The following is a 15,704-nucleotide window of genomic DNA, read 5'->3' as shown; positions in this document are numbered from 1 at the left end:
ATGATCTATTTAACCCAACGCCTGGACCACGCGCATCCGATTACCGCCAGCGTCACGCTGCCGATTGACGTGCGGGTGAAAAGCCGCGCCCGCGTAGCGCTGAACGACGGACGCGAAGCCGGGCTGATGCTGCCGCGCGGCCTGCTGCTGCGCGGGGGCGACCTGCTGACGACCGACGACGGCAGCGAGGTCATCGAAGTGATCGCCGCCCCGGAGTCGGTTTCCGTGGTGCGCTGCGCCGATCCGTTCCTGCTCGCCCGCGCCTGCTATCACCTGGGCAACCGCCACGTGCCGCTGCAGATCATGCCCGGCGAGCTGCGCTATCACCACGACCACGTTCTCGACGACATGCTGCGCCAGTTCGGTCTGGACGTGACCTACGCCAGCCTGCCGTTTGAACCGGAAGCGGGCGCTTACGCCAGCGATGCCCACAGCCACAGCCATTCTCACGCTCATTCACATTAAGGATCCATCATGCGCAAGTATTTACCGCTGTTACTGCTGGCTTTTTCCGTTCCCGCGCTCGCGCATCCCGGCCACGGCACCGACAGCTTCCAGGCCGGTTTTCTCCATCCGCTGACCGGGCTCGACCACCTGCTGATGCTGGCGGGCGCAGGCGTGCTCTCGGCGCTGAGCGGCCGCAAACTCCTGCTGCCGTTTGCCACCCTCGGGATGATGCTTGTCGGCGCCATTGCGGGCAGCCTGCTCGGCGGCTTCAGCGGCATGGAGATGCTGATTATCGCCTCGCTGGCGGTATCCGGCGTGATGATGTTTAAAACTGAAAACCGTCTGCTGCTGGCGGTACCTGCCCTGGCGATGTTCCACGGCTGGGCGCACGGCGTGGAGATGTCCGGCCACAGCTTCTGGCTCTTCACCAGCGGCTTTATGCTCGCCAGCGCCACGGTGCTGTGCGCCAGCTTTGCCGCAGGGCTGCTGCTGCGCCGTCACGACGGCCTGCGTAAAACCTTCGGCGGCGGGCTGATCGTCTCTGCCCTGCTGGCGCTGATGAGCTGATGGAGCACGCCCGCCAGAGGCTGCGCCTGATGCAGCTCTCAAGCAGCAGCCTGCCGGTCGGGTCGTTTACCTGGTCGCAGGGGCTGGAGTGGGCCGTTGAGGCAGGCTGGGTCACCGACGTCGACGCGTTCAAACGCTGGCAAATCCAGCAGATGGAGCAGAGCTTTTTCTGCGTCGATCTGCCGCTGTTTATCCGTCTTTATCAGGCCTGTGAGCAACGCTCTCTTACAAAAGCAAAACGCTGGACGGCATACCTTCTCGCCTGCCGGGAAACGCGCGAGCTGCGCGAAGAGGAGCGCAACCGTGGGGCGGCGTTTACGCGGCTGATTAAAAGCTGGGAACCTGACTGTCCGCCCGAATGGCTGCCGCTGTTTATGCAAAGCCAGCTCTGCGGCATGGCCTGGCTCGGCGTGCGCTGGGGCATTAGCGCGCGCGAGCTGGCGCTGAGCCTCGGCTACAGCTGGATGGAGAGTGCGGTCATGGCGGGCGTCAAGCTGGTGCCGTTTGGGCAACAGGCCGCGCAGCAGCTGATTATCGAACTGGGCGACCATTACGCCGCCGGGCTTGAACAGGCATTTTTGCGTAGCGACGACGCGCTGGGGGCAGCAACGCCGCTGTCCGCCATCGCCTCCGCGCGCCACGAAACCCAATATTCACGACTATTCCGTTCCTGAGGAGTCAACATGGCTGATTACAAACATCCCCTGCGCGTAGGCGTGGGCGGCCCGGTAGGGTCGGGCAAAACCGCGCTGCTGGAAGCGCTCTGCAAGGCGATGCGCGACACGTATCACCTGGCGGTGGTCACGAACGATATCTACACCAAAGAGGATCAGCGCATCCTCACCGAGGCGGGCGCGCTGGAGCCGGAGCGCATCGTGGGCGTGGAGACGGGCGGCTGTCCGCATACCGCCATTCGTGAAGATGCGTCGATGAACCTGGCGGCGGTGGAAGCGTTAAGCGAGAAGTTCGGCAATCTGGATCTGATCTTCGTGGAAAGCGGCGGAGACAACCTGAGCGCGACGTTCAGCCCGGAGCTGGCGGATCTGACCATCTACGTGATCGACGTGGCCGAAGGGGAAAAAATCCCGCGCAAGGGCGGGCCGGGGATCACCAAATCCGATTTTCTGGTGATCAATAAAACCGACCTCGCGCCGTACGTCGGCGCGTCGCTGGAGGTGATGGAGCGCGACACTAACCGCATGCGCGGCGAGCGCCCGTGGACCTTTACCAACCTGAAGGCGGGTGACGGGTTAGCGACGATTATTGCGTTTCTGGAAGAGAAAGGGATGTTGCGGGTGTAGGGCCATAATACCCTCTCCCTGTGGGAGAGGGTTAGGGTGAGGGATTACGCCTCCGGCAGTTCCGCCAGCGGCCAGCGCGGACGCACGGACACGCTCAGGTCGGACGTTGCGCCCGCGTTCAGGCGCACCATTCCGGCGTAAGCGATCATCGCGCCGTTGTCGGTGCAGAATTCCGGACGGGCATAGAACACTTCCCCGCGACGCTTTTGCATCATCTCGGCGAGCTTCGCGCGCAGCGTGCGGTTAGCGCTCACGCCACCCGCCATCACCAGACGCTTAAAGCCGGTCTGATCCAGCGCGCGCTTGCACTTGATCATCAGCGTGTCCACCACCGCATCTTCGAACGCGCGGGCGATATCGGCGCGGGTCTGCTCGCTGTCATCGTTATTACGAATCGTATTCGCCGCGAAGGTTTTCAGCCCGGAGAAGCTGAAATCCAGCCCTGGACGGTCGGTCATCGGACGCGGGAAGACAAAGCGCCCTTCCGTTCCCTGCGACGCCATTTTCGACAGCATCGGGCCGCCCGGATAATCCAGACCCAGCAGCTTGGCGGTTTTATCGAACGCTTCACCGGCGGCGTCGTCGATCGACTCGCCCAGCAGCTCGTACTTGCCAATCCCCGTTACGCTAATCAGCTGCGTATGACCGCCGGAGACCAGCAGCGCCACAAACGGGAACTCAGGCGGATTCTCTTCCAGCATCGGCGCCAGAAGATGCCCTTCCATATGGTGAACCGGGATCGCCGGCACATCCCACGCAAACGCCAGAGAACGGCCAACCGTCGCGCCGACCAGCAGCGCGCCGACCAGGCCCGGGCCTGCGGTATAGGCCACAGCGTCGATATCGTTTGAACTCAACCCGGCCTCTTTCAGCGCCGCCTGAATCAGGGGAACCGTTTTACGCACGTGGTCACGAGAGGCCAGTTCAGGTACGACGCCGCCGTAGTCAGCGTGCAATTTCACCTGACTATACAGCTGGTTGGCCAGAAGCCCTTTTTCGTCGTCGTAAATGGCGATGCCGGTTTCATCGCAGGATGTTTCAATACCCAGTACACGCATGACTTGTTTTACCTCGTTTCAATACCGCGCAGTGTAGAGCCTGGGCGGGTTGATGTAAAACTTTGTTCGCCCCAGGAAGAAGGCTCGTGTATACTCCTCACCCTTATTAAAGTCCCTTTCAAAATCGCATCGGTGCTTTACAAAGCAGCAGCATTTGCAGTAAAATTCCGCACCATTTTGAAATAAGCTGGCGTTGATGCCAGCGGCAAACCGAATTTATTAAAGGTGAGAGTTACATGCCGGTAATTAAAGTACGTGAAAACGAGCCGTTCGACGTAGCACTGCGTCGCTTCAAACGTTCATGCGAGAAAGCAGGTGTTCTGGCTGAAGTTCGTCGTCGTGAGTTTTATGAAAAACCAACGACCGAACGTAAGCGCGCTAAAGCTTCCGCTGTGAAACGTCACGCGAAGAAACTGGCTCGCGAAAACGCACGCCGTACTCGTCTGTACTAATTGGTTGAGGGCCTCAGCCCTCAATTGACAGACAGAGTAATAGTCGTAAGGCCGTGCTTCCGGAAGGAATGCGCGGCTTGTTTTCGTTTATGAGTCACTAAAAATAACGGGGCATATGGCCGGAAGAATCCCACGCGTTTTCATCAATGACCTGCTTGCCAGAACCGACATCGTCGATCTCATCGACGCGCGGGTAAAGCTAAAAAAGCAGGGCAAGAACTACCATGCGTGCTGTCCGTTCCATAACGAAAAAACCCCCTCCTTCACCGTAAACGGTGAAAAGCAGTTCTACCATTGCTTCGGCTGTGGCGCACACGGTAATGCCGTCGATTTTTTGATGAACTACGACAAGCTCGAGTTCGTTGAAACCGTCGAAGAGCTGGCGGCGATGCATAACCTTGAAGTGCCGTATGAAGCAGGCAGTGGGCCAAGTCAGATCGAGCGCCATCAACGGCAAACGCTGTATCAACTGATGGATGGCCTGAATTCGTTTTACCAACAGTCTCTTAAGCACTCTGCGGCTGAGCCTGCGCGTCAGTATCTGAACAAGCGCGGACTGAGCGACGATGTCATTGCGCGTTTCGCTATTGGTTACGCCCCGCCCGGCTGGGACAACGTGTTAAAGCGTTTTGGCGGCAATAGCGAAGATCGTAAGTCACTCATCGACGCAGGCATGCTGGTCACCAACGACCAGGGACGAAGCTACGACCGCTTCCGCGAACGGGTGATGTTCCCGATCCGCGACAAGCGTGGCCGGGTAATTGGTTTTGGTGGTCGCGTGCTGGGTGATGCCCTGCCGAAATACCTTAACTCCCCGGAAACCGATATTTTCCATAAGGGCCGCCAGCTGTACGGCCTTTATGAGGCGCAGCAGAATAATGCGGAACCTCCGCGTCTTCTGGTCGTCGAAGGCTATATGGACGTCGTGGCCCTGGCGCAGTACGACATCAACTACGCGGTTGCGTCGTTAGGGACGTCCACCACCGCCGATCATATTCAACTGCTGTTCAGGGTGACCAACAACGTCATCTGCTGTTACGACGGTGACCGCGCAGGACGCGACGCCGCCTGGCGCGCGCTGGAAACCGCGCTACCCTATATGACCGACGGGCGTCAGCTACGCTTTATGTTTCTGCCCGACGGTGAAGACCCGGATACGCTGGTGCGTAAAGAGGGCAAAGCGGCGTTTGAAGCGCGGATGGAGCAGGCTCAGCCGCTCTCCACGTTTTTGTTTAACAGCCTGATGCCGCAGGTCGATTTGAGTACCCCTGACGGGCGCGCGCAGCTCAGCACGCTGGCGCTGCCGTTAATCAGCCAGGTGCCCGGCGAAACGCTGCGCATCTATCTGCGTCAGGAGTTAGGCAACAAGCTCGGCATTCTGGATGACAGCCAGCTTGAACGTTTAATGCCTAAACAGGCTGAAAACGGTGCGGTTCGCCCCGCGCCTCAGCTAAAACGCACAACCATGCGTATACTGATAGGGTTGCTGGTCCAAAACCCCGAGCTCGCACCGCAGGTGCCGTCGCTGGCGGGTTTAAACCACGAAAAATTGCCCGGGCTTGGCTTATTTTCAGAACTGGTCAACACGTGTTTGTCTCAGCCAGGTCTGACCACCGGACAACTTTTAGAGCATTATCGCGGCACAAAAGAGGCCGCTACCCTTGAAAAATTGTCGATGTGGGACGATATAGCAGATAAGGACATTGCAGAAAAAACGTTCACCGACTCACTCAACCATATGTTTGATTCGATGCTTGAGCTGCGCCAGGAAGAGTTGATTGCTCGCGAGCGCACACACGGTTTAAGCAGCGAAGAACGCCGGGAGCTCTGGATGATTAACCAGGAACTGGCGAAGAAATAAAAAATTTAACGGCTTAAGTGCCGAATATCGATCGGGAAGCCCCCGGCAGCCGCACTGAGAGGCAGCGGCAAAAATATAAGTACGCCCTCGCTTTAAAGGTTGGCAGCCCCATCGCCGACACCAATCAAACGAATTAAGTGTGGATACCGTCTTATGGAGCAAAACCCGCAGTCACAGCTGAAACTTCTTGTCCAACGTGGTAAGGAGCAAGGCTATCTGACCTATGCCGAGGTCAATGACCATCTGCCGGAAGATATCGTCGATTCAGATCAAATCGAAGATATCATCCAAATGATCAATGACATGGGCATTCAGGTGATGGAAGAAGCACCGGATGCCGATGATCTGTTGCTGGCTGAAACCTCCAACAACACTGACGAAGATGCGGAAGAAGCTGCTGCACAGGTACTGTCCAGCGTGGAATCTGAAATCGGGCGTACCACTGACCCGGTCCGCATGTACATGCGCGAAATGGGAACCGTTGAACTGTTGACCCGCGAAGGCGAAATTGACATCGCAAAACGCATCGAAGACGGGATCAACCAGGTTCAGTGCTCTGTTGCCGAGTACCCGGAAGCGATCACCTATCTGCTGGAGCAGTACGATCGCGTTGAAGCGGAAGAAGCGCGCCTGTCTGACCTGATCACCGGTTTTGTCGACCCGAACGCTGAAGAAGATATGGCGCCTACCGCCACTCACGTCGGTTCTGAACTGTCTCAGGAAGAGATGGATGATGACGAAGACGAAGATGAGGAAGAGAGCGACGACGACACCGCGGACGATGACAACAGCATCGACCCGGAGCTGGCGCGTGAGAAGTTTGCCGAGCTGCGTACCCAGTACGAAGTGACGCGTGACACCATCAAAGCGAAAGGCCGCAGCCATGCCGCCGCTCAGGAAGAGATCCTGAAGCTGTCTGAAGTCTTCAAACAGTTCCGCCTGGTGCCAAAACAGTTCGACTACCTGGTGAACAGCATGCGCGTGATGATGGATCGCGTACGTACCCAGGAACGCATCATCATGAAGCTGTGCGTTGAGCAGTGCAAAATGCCGAAGAAGAACTTCATCACCCTCTTCACCGGCAACGAAACCAGCGAAACCTGGTTCAACGCGGCTATCGCGATGAACAAGCCGTGGTCTGAAAAACTGCACGACGTGAAGGACGATGTACATCGCGGCCTGCAGAAACTGCATCAGATTGAAGAAGAGACCGGCCTGACCATCGAGCAGGTTAAAGACATCAACCGTCGTATGTCCATCGGTGAAGCGAAAGCCCGCCGTGCGAAGAAAGAGATGGTTGAAGCGAACTTGCGTCTGGTTATCTCTATCGCCAAGAAATACACCAACCGTGGTCTGCAGTTCCTGGATCTGATTCAGGAAGGCAACATCGGTCTGATGAAAGCGGTAGATAAGTTTGAATACCGTCGTGGTTACAAATTCTCCACCTACGCAACATGGTGGATCCGTCAGGCTATCACCCGCTCTATCGCGGATCAGGCGCGCACCATCCGTATCCCGGTGCATATGATTGAGACCATCAACAAGCTCAACCGTATCTCCCGCCAGATGCTGCAGGAGATGGGCCGCGAGCCGACGCCGGAAGAGCTGGCCGAGCGCATGCTGATGCCGGAAGACAAGATCCGTAAAGTGCTGAAGATCGCAAAAGAGCCAATCTCCATGGAAACACCAATCGGTGATGATGAAGATTCGCATCTGGGTGATTTCATCGAGGATACCACCCTCGAGCTGCCGCTGGACTCTGCCACCACCGAGAGCCTGCGCGCTGCGACGCACGACGTTCTGGCTGGCCTGACCGCCCGTGAAGCAAAAGTCCTGCGTATGCGTTTCGGTATTGATATGAACACCGACCACACGCTGGAAGAAGTGGGTAAACAGTTCGACGTTACCCGCGAACGTATCCGTCAGATCGAAGCGAAGGCGCTGCGTAAGCTGCGTCATCCAAGCCGCTCTGAAGTACTGCGTAGCTTCCTGGACGACTAATCGGTCCTGACAGTGAAAAAGCTCCCTTCGGGGAGCTTTTTTTTTGTTTATTCCCTCTCCCTGTGGGAAAGAGTAAGGGTGAGGGTGAGGGTGAGGGCATCAGGCCTCAAAGGATTACAGCCCCCGCACCATCAGCGCCTCATCCAGCTCGCGATACGCTTCAACCAGCTTATCCAGCGTCGCCCTGTTGAGCCCGCTCGGGTTCGGCAGCACCCAAACCTGCGTAACGCCAATCATGATGCTCTGCTTGCCCCACTGCGTTCCACGCTGGCTAAACGCCTGCTCGTAGGCCTGCTTGCCGAGGATCGCCAGCGCGGCGGGCTGATAATCCTCTATCTTCTTGATCAGCTCCCGCCCGCCGCTGCGCAGCTCATGCAGGTTGACCTCGCTTGCCTGCACCGTAGGCCGCTCGACCAGCATGGTGATCCCGCAGCGCGTATCCAGCAGATGCTGCTCCTCTTCGGGCTTGAGTAGCCTGTCGGTAAACCCGGCCTGGTAGATCACCTTCCAGAAGCGATTCCCCGGATGGGCGAAGTGAAAACCGGTGTGCGCCGAGGACTTGCCCGGGTTGATTCCGCAGAACACCACCCGCAGGCCTGGGGCCAGAATATCGTTGATCATCTTTACTCCCGCTCGATACATCGTCTGGGAAGTATAAAGGATTGATTATGCGTTGTTTATAAAAACAGCAGGCAGGTGTGAATGGCTGGATTGCTGCGGGGAGTTACTTTATAATTCACCGCCACGGCCCCTTAGCTCAGTGGTTAGAGCAGGCGACTCATAATCGCTTGGTCGCTGGTTCAAGTCCAGCAGGGGCCACCAAATTTTAGTTTTAGAATCATATGATTAAGCCACTCTATTGAGTGGCTTTTTTTATTGATTTTTTGAGCCGGTAACGGAGTCGCTAACCGTGGTTCAGCGAAGCCGTTCGGACACGCTCAGAGGCGCCCGGGGTCGCGATCAGGCGCTCCACGGACTCCATCGTCACGAACGTACAGCTGCAATCTACATTGGTGCACTGGTGATAGCGCTCTTTGGTATTTTCACTTAGATAGCGACTGGTACGCGCATGCGCAGAGTGCTTGCACTTAGGACAATGAAACATGTACCCCTCCACTTGATTCACATTTTGTGAATCAATAATACCCAAAATAAAACCAATAGCAACTACATTACTCACTATCAACAGTAAATTTTTCGCCGCTGACGTTCAGCTCAAGCTTAAGCTGCGTGGTAAATCCGCTATCGTTGAGGGTATGCACCACCTCGCTGATGATCCACGCCTGCTCGTCAATGACGCGTTTAAAACCGTTTACCAGCACCGGCGTTTCGGGGAACAGATCGGCGCGTCCCAGGGCAAGCTGGATGGAAAACTCTACGGTTCCCCGCTGAAGCGCGCGCCACTTAGCCTCTGCGGCCCTGAGCGCCTGCTCTTCAGAGGCATAAACCGTGGTGAGCTCAAATACGTTCTCCGCCGATCCCACCAGCCTCTCTTGCGGTTTCTGCTCCTTGCCTGCTGCTCCCGCTACCGGTGCGGCGGCATCCGGGTGCTGCAGTGCTTCTGTCTGCTGCCCTCCGGACTGACGATTAATACTCAATTGAGGATTTTGTTGTTTGGGGTCACGCGTTTGCAGCCATTTGGCCGTTACGCCGGAATAATTTTCACGGTCAGTTATGGAAAAAAGGTGCTTATCGCCATCCCCACGTTCAATCATCATTAAGGAAAGCGGAGTGCCGCTGGCCGTCACGGCCTGGCCCGCTTTCATAAAGATAATCTTCCCGGCTTTGATTGAAACAAATGCTCCATTACGTTCAGCAAGGCGGGAGAGGAAGGCCGCGTCTGTCTCCTGAGACTGGTCAATATGAGAGATGGCGATGGATGCAAGCCCCGACGCGACGCTGGCGGTCAACTGGTTACGCTGAGCGATGGTATCGACTATCGCGCCAATCGTCGTGTCATGCCACGACTGTTCGCGCCGCACGTTTAGCTTTCCACGAAAATCTGCGCTGAATCCCTGGATGGTCAGCGTGTCCGGCGCGCCCCGGAAATGAATCGCATCAATCGTAAAGTCCCCTTTCTCCTCGAGCGGGGTTCCCTCCCATCCCAGCCATAAGGACAGCCTTGCCCCCCGGGCAGGCAAGTCCAGCAGCCCGTCGGAATCATCCAGCAGAATATCCAGCTGATCGGCTTCCAGCCCCCGTTTGTCGGTCATGGTCAGGCTGATAAGACGATGGCTGAAATTTTGCGTGATATCACGATCGTCAAGCTTAAGCATAAAATCAGGGGCGATTTTTCCACCCGCCCGGATATTCATTTCGGTGATCATCCCACCAGCCCTCCAATGCTATTCCGTGCGCTTTCCACCAGCTCAGAGGCCTGCGTTCGCAGGTCGCCAAACGTCGTCATCAGTGATTCGTCCACGCGTTTTAGCGACAGGGTAAACTCAATTTTTCGGGCGGTACCGTCACTGTAAAAATCCGAATGCGTGTGGGTGACTTTCTCAATGACAAACATGCCGTGAATGATGCCGGTACCGTCTATCAACGGCCATGCCCGCCCCTCATTTGCCATCAGCTCAACCGCCTTGAGGGAAAGCCGCCCTCCCGTGAGTTCCGGGTAAAGCAAGCCGGAGAGGCTAAAGGATGTCTCACCTTCGCCAAGGTACTGCCAGGCTTTGGGTTTCCCGATGCGAGCGCTGGATGCCCAGCGGTAGTCTTTTGTGAATATCATTGACTGATACGGTAAGGTTCGTCGTTCAAAGACAAACAGACCCAGCACCATTAACATTTTTTATCTCCTCAACCATACATAAAGCTGGATTGCTGCCGTCTCGCTTTATCCTGTTCAATGTTATCTATCGTCTCCCGGATTTGACGCGTCAGATCCATTCCGGAGGCCGTGCCCCCCTGCAGCGTGATGTTATATTCGCTTTTACTCTGATCGACGTAAGAGCGTCCTCCTGTCGCGATGGTCGGCTGATACCCCAGGCTGCCGCCAGAGATCCCCCCGCCCGGAATATAAGCGCTGCCCGCCGGTGAGGATGCCGCTTCTGCTTTTGCCGCAGCGGCGTCGAGATCGCCAGACTCGTTTTTGATAAGACCGAGTTTCTCCAGCAGCCAGCTGGCCTTGCCGCTCAGGCTGTTAAAGAGATCGAGCGGCGCCATTAACGCATCGCCCAGCGCCTGACCAAAAATCACGCCAGCGTTTTTACAGCCATCCAGCGTTTCCTGAGTCGCCTTGATCGGCGTGATTAAGTCGGTGAACCATTGCCAGATACCGCCCAGCTTCTCCGAGATAGCGTCAAACACCGCCATCACCGGTGAGAACAGCGCACCCAGCGGTGCGAAAGCCGTCGAAAGTCCTTCCATCACCCCGCCAAAGAAGGCGCTGATGGGCTCCCAGTATTTAAAAATCAGTAAGGCACCGGCAGCAATCGCCGCGCCAAGGGCAATCACCGGCCAGCTAAGGGCACCCAGCACCGTCATGATGGCGCCTCCCACCACGCTGAATACCGTTCCCAACATCCCGGCTGCGGTAATCACCATATTGACGCCCGTCAGAACCGGGCCGATAACCGTGCCTACGCCACCCAGCACGCCAGCAAACGCCTGCGCGCCGACAACGATGCTGGCGAGGGTCTGCGTCAGCTCAGGGTTGGCATTCACCCAAAGGGAGGCCGTGCCAAGCCAGCCGGTGGCGGTTGTTATCAGGTTGCGCAGAGCGCCATCCGCTTTATCAAATACATCAATCTTCAACCCGTTCCACGCGGCCTGGAATCGGTTGATATCGCCGTCAAGATTATCGGTCTGCACGGAAGCCGCGAGCGCGGTACTGCCCTTTGCCCCCTGCAACTGCTGGCGTTTTTCATCAAGCGATCCATCACCCGCAGCGGAAGCCAGCACCCCCGCGGCTTTTATGGCATCCGGAGTCTGAACATGGCGCAACATCGCGCTGAGCGCGTCCCCCGCGGCAGCGCCTTTCATTCCTTTTTCCGCCAGAACGCCCAGCAGCGCGGTGGTCTCTTCAAGCCCCATACCGGCGGCACCCGCAGCGGGCGCAGCGGAGGTGACGGCCGCCACCATCTCAGCGAGGCTGGTATTCGAAGAGGTAAAACCGCGCGTAAGCACATCTGCGATGCGTCCCGCGTCCATATCGCCCAGGCTATACGCGGCCTGCGTGCTGGCGATCATATCGGCGGCTTTAGCCGCGTCGACATTCCCCGCCAGGCTGAGGTTGACCGTTGGCGCGGTGGCCGCAAGCAGCCCATCGGCGTCATACCCTGAACGAGCCAGTTCGGTTTGTGCCCGGAGGACCGTATCTGCAGGTACTCCGGTCCTGGCACTGACCTCCCGCGCCTGCTGGCGAATGGCCTCAAGCCGGGAATCCCCCTTCGCCAGGCCAAGGTTTGCCTGAATGGCCGACATCTGCTTTTCAAAGCTGATGCCAGGCGCCATAAACCGGGACGTCTGGTCAAAGCCCGCTTTTGCCATGCCCACGCCCGCATTCGCAAGCTGACGCACCCGCGCGGTAACGCGTTTGCCGGACTCGTACCGATTCTGAACGGTACTCAGCCGCTCCTGCTGCTGATTGACGCGGGCCAGCGCATCCCGCTGTCGGTTAAGCTGCTGCGTTTTTTCGCTGATGTGACTTTTTAAACGACGTTCATCCGACGAGAGCGTGCGCGTGTTCACTCCCGCCTGAGCGAGTTCAGTGCGCTGACGCTGCACCGAGTAGCGTAAGCTGTTGTACTCATGCTTCAGGTCGACTGCCGATTTTCGGGCTGCAGTCAGCGCATCAGCCTGCGCCTGGGTGGGGTTTTGCGTGTTTTTAAACTGTACCGCCAGCGCCGCTGCCTGCTGTTTCGCCTGAGCAAGCGACTGCTCCGTCGTGGCGAGCCGGGCATTTGCTTTTCTGAAGCCGTTAATACGCCCCGCCTGCTCATCGAGCGCCCCCAGCGCCGTCTGCGCATCGCGGATATCGCTCGCGAGAGTGAGGCTGGCGTTCTGGAGAGCGTTAAGCGGTCGGGTTGCCCGGTCGACTGCCTTAAGCAGCTCCTGAAGACTGACATTATTACTCATGGTGGTTTCCGCTTCGCTGTAGCGCTTTTTCGCGCCATAAGAGGAGTTCGGTCACGCTAAGGGAGTACAGTTCTGACGGCGGCCAGTGAAAGATCACCGCGATATCCGCCATCAGATCGTCGACCGACAGATTTTCGGGAAATTTCAGCGAGCCGAAGCCGGTGACAAAAAACCGATCACCTTACCTGCAAAAGAGAGCAGATCGCAGGCATCCAGGCGCGCAACCTCATACTCGGTCAGCGCCGGCGAGGTCATTCGCGGCAGCACCTTAATCAGCGCATCCACGTCAGATTGCGCCAGCGACGCCAGCGATACGCCGCGCAGGGTCCCCGCATTGGGTTTTGCGACGGTCACCTTTTCGATTTTTTGCTCGCCGCGCTGAACGGGGCTATCAAGCGTGACGATGTGTGGGTTTTCACTTTCGTTCATGGTGGTCTCGTTGATATGTTCCATTTCGTTACTCTTCAGAAAGTTAACTCACCGGCCGGTAATCCCGGCCGGTTAAAGGGTTACAGGCCAATGGCCTTACGGTGTTCTGCCAGGCGATCGACCCCGTCGACTTTGAGCACCATGTTGATGATGTCGATTTCGATGATCTCTTTGCCATCAATGGTCAGCTGGTAGTAAGCGCACTCGGTGGACATCTTGGTGGTGCCGCTCTCGCCCTGCTTGTTTTCACCGCCATCAAACTCTTTATGACGGCCGCGCATGACGATTTCGACGGCGGAGATTTCGCCGGTATCATCGCGCTGATAAGAGCCGGTAAAGCGCAGCGGCACGCTGTCCGCGCCCGGAGAGGCATACTGCGCCCACAGCGCGGCGTCCGGCAGGCCGCCAACGGTCCACTCCAGCGCCAGGGCATCATCGTCCAGGCCGAGGTCGACAGAGACGGAGCCCGGCATACCGCCGCCGCGATACTTCTCCAGCTTGCGGGTCAGCTTCGGTAAGGTGACAGACTCAACAACGCCCATATAGCTCAGGCCATCATTGAACATATTCAGGTACTTAAGTTTGCGTGGTAACGCCATGCTTCAGCTCCTTAGCTGTTAACCGAATCTGACAGGTCTGCCAGATAGGTATCGGTGATGCGCTGGCGCAGGGTCAGATTTTCCAGCGGCGGGACGGGGGTGTAGTCGTAATCGATATACAGTTTCCCCGCTTTCAGGGTGGATGCATCGTTCGACTCAGGGTCATACCAGCAGGAGCCGTCGACGATATAGCCGTTGGTTTTCAGCTCGCGGAACTTGGCGTTAATACCGGAAACGATGTCGCGAATAAGCGTTGGCGTGATGGGTTTATCCATCGCCCACGCGTGCGCTTCCGCCATGGTATCGGCCAGCACCTGTGCGGTACGGGTGTAGTTTTCAAAGACGAATAACGGATCGTCTGAGCAGGTACGGTTACCCCAGAATTTAAAGCCGTCGTTGCGAATCAGCGTGGTGACGCCAGCCTGGTTGAGCAGGTTCGCGTCGGTGGCCTGTTCCTGCAGATCCCAGGAGACAGAAGCGCTTACGCCAGTAACGCCGTTGACGCCAACGTTTGACAGGGTTTTATGCCAGCCCATGGTCTGGTCGATTTTGGCGCGCAGGCCAAGCGCGCGGGCGGTCGCCCAGGCCGTCGTCGTTGCGTTCGTGGTGGTATCCCATGCCAGAAAATCAGGATGGATAACCATCAGCTCGCGCTGGCTGAAGTTTTTGCGATAGTTAATCGCTTCAGAAATGGTTTTACATCCCCATGCGCTGACATAGCCGAACGCGCGCAGGCTCTGGCACATGGCGGCCAGTGCGGTCGCCACTTCCTGAGAGTCCAGCCCCGGCACGCCGAGAATACGCGGCTTAACGCCGGTTACCGTTTTCGCCGTGAGAAGCGCCTTCAGGCCGGTATATTTACCGTTTTCATCGGTAGTACCGATGATATTGGAAACGGTCTGCTTGCGCGCCTCTTCCGGGGTTTCAGCGGTGCCTTCGGCCACGCGAACAACCACGACAACCGGTTTGCACTGGTCGGCGATCGCTTGCAGAGAAGCGGACAGCGTCCCCGCCTTGCCGGCTTTCGCAATCGCGTTTTGCACGTTGGTAATGAGCACGGGCTCGTTTAAAGGAAATGTCTTGTCGTCAGCATCGCTGGCCGTACAGACCATGCCGATGATTGCCGTCGAGACGGTGGAAATGGTGCGGGTGCCATCGTTGATTTCGATAACTTCCACGCCGTGGTGAAAATCACTCATCCGTTTAACTCCTTGGTTAGTTGGTGAGTGATATTGTCGCGGCTGGGCTTGCTATGAGCTAACCATCCCTGTCCAGCGGCCGCTGGCACAACGATTGTCCGACTATCGTGGCGGGGAATTTTTTATAAAGCGTGGAAATACCTACATCAAAAATTAACGCAACGCGCTGTCGGGATTCCCCGGAAGCAATCAGCCTGCCAGCCTGAGCCCATTCCTCCTGCGTCAATTTAGGGCGTCTGCCACCAATTCGTCCCTGTTCTCGCGCTGCGGCCAGCCCGGCGCACGTCCTCTCGACAATGAGTTCACGCTCCATTTCAGCAAGCGCCCCCATGATATGGAAGAAGAAACGACCCATTGGCGTTGAGGTATCAATGCTATCAGTCAAACTGCGGAAGTTAATGCTTCGCTGGCGTAGTTCCTCGGTCATTGAAACGAGGTGGCGCATACTGCGCCCGAGCCGATCAAGTTTCCATACAACGAGAGTATCGCCCGCATTAAGTTGTCTGAGGGCTCGATTGAGTCCCGGTCTGTTTGTCGATTTACCGCTGATTTTATCTTCAAAAATGAGCTCACATCCTGAACGCTGCAGCGCGTCACGCTGTAAGGCGGTGTTTTGTTCATTTGTTGACACACGTACGTATCCAATAAGCATGGTATTTCTCTCCGTCAAAACCGGAAATCATGCCATTTAATGGATAAACACGCATTTTC

At 57.1% G+C, this 15,704-nt stretch carries 18 protein-coding genes and 1 tRNA gene; 8 read left to right on the top strand and 11 right to left on the bottom strand.

Annotated elements, in window-relative coordinates:
- The 4 genes from ureE to ureG are packed head-to-tail and all read left to right on the top strand — an operon-like array spanning position 1 to position 2,315.
- Positions 1-465: an urease accessory protein UreE gene (gene ureE / locus ACWKXN_RS16660; RefSeq protein ID WP_039263017.1), complete on the top strand. Its 465-nt coding sequence runs from the start codon at positions 1-3 to the stop codon at positions 463-465.
- A 9-nt stretch (positions 466-474) separates the two neighbouring features.
- Positions 475-1,014: a HupE/UreJ family protein gene (locus tag ACWKXN_RS16655; RefSeq protein WP_032659887.1), complete on the top strand. Its 540-nt coding sequence runs from the start codon at positions 475-477 to the stop codon at positions 1,012-1,014.
- Positions 1,014-1,688: an urease accessory protein UreF gene (locus ACWKXN_RS16650; RefSeq protein WP_454544040.1), complete on the top strand. Its 675-nt coding sequence runs from the start codon at positions 1,014-1,016 to the stop codon at positions 1,686-1,688. Before ACWKXN_RS16655 ends, ACWKXN_RS16650 begins: the two co-directional genes overlap by 1 nt.
- A gap of 9 nt (positions 1,689-1,697) precedes the next feature.
- Positions 1,698-2,315, top strand: coding sequence for an urease accessory protein UreG (gene ureG / locus ACWKXN_RS16645; protein ID WP_014071813.1), 618 nt, complete (start codon positions 1,698-1,700; stop codon positions 2,313-2,315).
- 44 nt (positions 2,316-2,359) lie between these two features.
- On the opposite strand, the gene tsaD is transcribed toward ureG, so the two are convergent.
- Positions 2,360-3,373, bottom strand: a complete 1,014-nt coding sequence (tsaD, locus tag ACWKXN_RS16640; protein WP_029741753.1) for a tRNA (adenosine(37)-N6)-threonylcarbamoyltransferase complex transferase subunit TsaD — start codon at positions 3,371-3,373, stop codon at positions 2,360-2,362.
- Between the two features lie 236 nt (positions 3,374-3,609).
- On the opposite strand from tsaD, the gene rpsU reads away from it, so the two are divergent.
- The 3 genes from rpsU (at position 3,610) to rpoD (ending at position 7,687) form a co-directional block, all read left to right on the top strand.
- Entirely contained in the window at positions 3,610-3,825 is a 216-nt protein-coding gene (gene rpsU, locus ACWKXN_RS16635; protein ID WP_001144069.1) for a 30S ribosomal protein S21, read from the top strand.
- A gap of 115 nt (positions 3,826-3,940) precedes the next feature.
- Positions 3,941-5,686, top strand: a complete 1,746-nt coding sequence (dnaG, locus tag ACWKXN_RS16630; protein WP_023333458.1) for a DNA primase — start codon at positions 3,941-3,943, stop codon at positions 5,684-5,686.
- A gap of 153 nt (positions 5,687-5,839) precedes the next feature.
- Positions 5,840-7,687, top strand: a complete 1,848-nt coding sequence (rpoD, locus tag ACWKXN_RS16625) for an RNA polymerase sigma factor RpoD (RefSeq protein WP_023309228.1) — start codon at positions 5,840-5,842, stop codon at positions 7,685-7,687.
- 114 nt (positions 7,688-7,801) lie between these two features.
- On the opposite strand, the gene mug is transcribed toward rpoD, so the two are convergent.
- Positions 7,802-8,308: a G/U mismatch-specific DNA glycosylase gene (gene mug, locus ACWKXN_RS16620; RefSeq protein WP_029741755.1), complete on the bottom strand. Its 507-nt coding sequence runs from the start codon at positions 8,306-8,308 to the stop codon at positions 7,802-7,804.
- Positions 8,309-8,433: 125 nt separating this feature from the next.
- Between mug and ACWKXN_RS16615 the strand changes: the two genes are divergently transcribed.
- A tRNA-Ile gene (locus ACWKXN_RS16615) sits at positions 8,434-8,509 on the top strand.
- An 82-nt stretch (positions 8,510-8,591) separates the two neighbouring features.
- On the opposite strand, the gene ACWKXN_RS16610 is transcribed toward ACWKXN_RS16615, so the two are convergent.
- The 9 genes from ACWKXN_RS16610 to ACWKXN_RS16570 all read right to left on the bottom strand — a co-directional run bounded on the left by ACWKXN_RS16610 (position 8,592) and on the right by ACWKXN_RS16570 (position 15,645).
- Entirely contained in the window at positions 8,592-8,792 is a 201-nt protein-coding gene (locus ACWKXN_RS16610) for an ogr/Delta-like zinc finger family protein (protein WP_029741756.1), read from the bottom strand.
- A gap of 67 nt (positions 8,793-8,859) precedes the next feature.
- Positions 8,860-10,014: a phage late control D family protein gene (locus ACWKXN_RS16605; RefSeq protein ID WP_412730162.1), complete on the bottom strand. Its 1,155-nt coding sequence runs from the start codon at positions 10,012-10,014 to the stop codon at positions 8,860-8,862.
- The gene (locus tag ACWKXN_RS16600; RefSeq protein WP_023309232.1) at positions 10,011-10,475 is read right to left on the bottom strand and encodes a phage tail protein; all 465 of its coding nucleotides are present in this window, start codon (positions 10,473-10,475) and stop codon (positions 10,011-10,013) included. Before ACWKXN_RS16600 ends, ACWKXN_RS16605 begins: the two co-directional genes overlap by 4 nt.
- A gap of 11 nt (positions 10,476-10,486) precedes the next feature.
- A complete protein-coding gene (locus ACWKXN_RS16595) occupies positions 10,487-12,766 on the bottom strand; it encodes a phage tail tape measure protein (protein ID WP_454544039.1) in 2,280 nt (759 codons plus the stop codon).
- Complete coding sequence (locus ACWKXN_RS16590) at positions 12,759-12,878, bottom strand: GpE family phage tail protein (RefSeq protein ID WP_023616176.1); 120 nt, start codon at positions 12,876-12,878, stop codon at positions 12,759-12,761. Before ACWKXN_RS16590 ends, ACWKXN_RS16595 begins: the two co-directional genes overlap by 8 nt.
- Before the next feature lie 32 nt (positions 12,879-12,910).
- The gene (locus ACWKXN_RS16585) at positions 12,911-13,219 is read right to left on the bottom strand and encodes a phage tail assembly protein (protein ID WP_454544038.1); all 309 of its coding nucleotides are present in this window, start codon (positions 13,217-13,219) and stop codon (positions 12,911-12,913) included.
- Positions 13,220-13,275: 56 nt separating this feature from the next.
- Complete coding sequence (locus tag ACWKXN_RS16580; RefSeq protein WP_023309235.1) at positions 13,276-13,794, bottom strand: phage major tail tube protein; 519 nt, start codon at positions 13,792-13,794, stop codon at positions 13,276-13,278.
- Between the two features lie 11 nt (positions 13,795-13,805).
- Positions 13,806-14,993, bottom strand: a complete 1,188-nt coding sequence (locus ACWKXN_RS16575; RefSeq protein WP_033146683.1) for a phage tail sheath protein — start codon at positions 14,991-14,993, stop codon at positions 13,806-13,808.
- Positions 14,994-15,051: 58 nt separating this feature from the next.
- Positions 15,052-15,645: a recombinase family protein gene (locus ACWKXN_RS16570; protein WP_033146684.1), complete on the bottom strand. Its 594-nt coding sequence runs from the start codon at positions 15,643-15,645 to the stop codon at positions 15,052-15,054.
- Positions 15,646-15,704: the final 59 nt, after the last annotated feature.

It is taken from the genome of Enterobacter sp. UPMP2060, assembly GCF_053709655.1.
This window is presented reverse-complemented; position numbering and strand designations above follow the sequence as displayed.